The organism is Vibrio sp. 1402 (assembly GCF_033340275.1).
In genome coordinates this window covers 1-738 of the sequence record NZ_JAWOWE010000228.1, presented here as the reverse complement: position 1 = coordinate 738, position 738 = coordinate 1, and the positions used below count along the sequence as shown (strand labels likewise).

The window sequence follows — 738 nt, the reverse complement described above, 5'->3', positions numbered from 1 at the left end:
CCTCTACACATCAGGCTCGACAGGCAAACCAAAAGGCGTACTTCACACAACAGGTGGCTACCTTGTTTATGCTGCCATGACGTTTAAATACGTCTTCGATTACCAACCAGGTGAAACCTTCTGGTGTACCGCAGACGTAGGCTGGATTACTGGCCACACGTACCTTATCTACGGACCACTTGCGAACGGCGCGAAAACCATCCTGTTCGAAGGTGTACCAAACTACCCGAACACAAGCCGTATGAGCGAAGTGGTCGATAAGCATCAAGTGAACATTCTGTACACCGCACCAACAGCTATTCGTGCGCTGATGGCAAAAGGCAACGAAGCGGTTGCTGGCACGTCTCGCTCAAGCCTTCGCATCATGGGCTCAGTGGGCGAACCAATCAACCCAGAGGCATGGGAGTGGTACTACAAAACGATCGGTAACGAAAATTCACCTATCGTCGACACTTGGTGGCAAACGGAAACCGGCGGCATCTTGATCGCTCCACTTCCGGGCGCGACAGATCTCAAACCAGGTTCAGCAACTCGCCCATTCTTCGGCGTACAACCTGCGCTGGTTGATAACATGGGTAATATCCTTGAAGACACCGTGGCTGAAGGTAACTTGGTAATTCTTGATTCTTGGCCAGGTCAAATGCGTACGGTTTACGGCGACCATGAACGCTTCGAACAAACCTACTTCTCAACCTTTAAGGGCATGTACTTCACCAGTGACGGTGCGCGTCGTGACGA

At 51.5% G+C, this 738-nt stretch carries 1 protein-coding gene; it reads left to right on the top strand.

Annotation, left to right across the window (positions count from 1 at the left end; all coding sequences use genetic code 11):
* Positions 1-738: AMP-binding protein (locus R7044_RS25260; RefSeq protein WP_225456001.1), on the top strand; the 738-nt coding region annotated here is incomplete at both ends.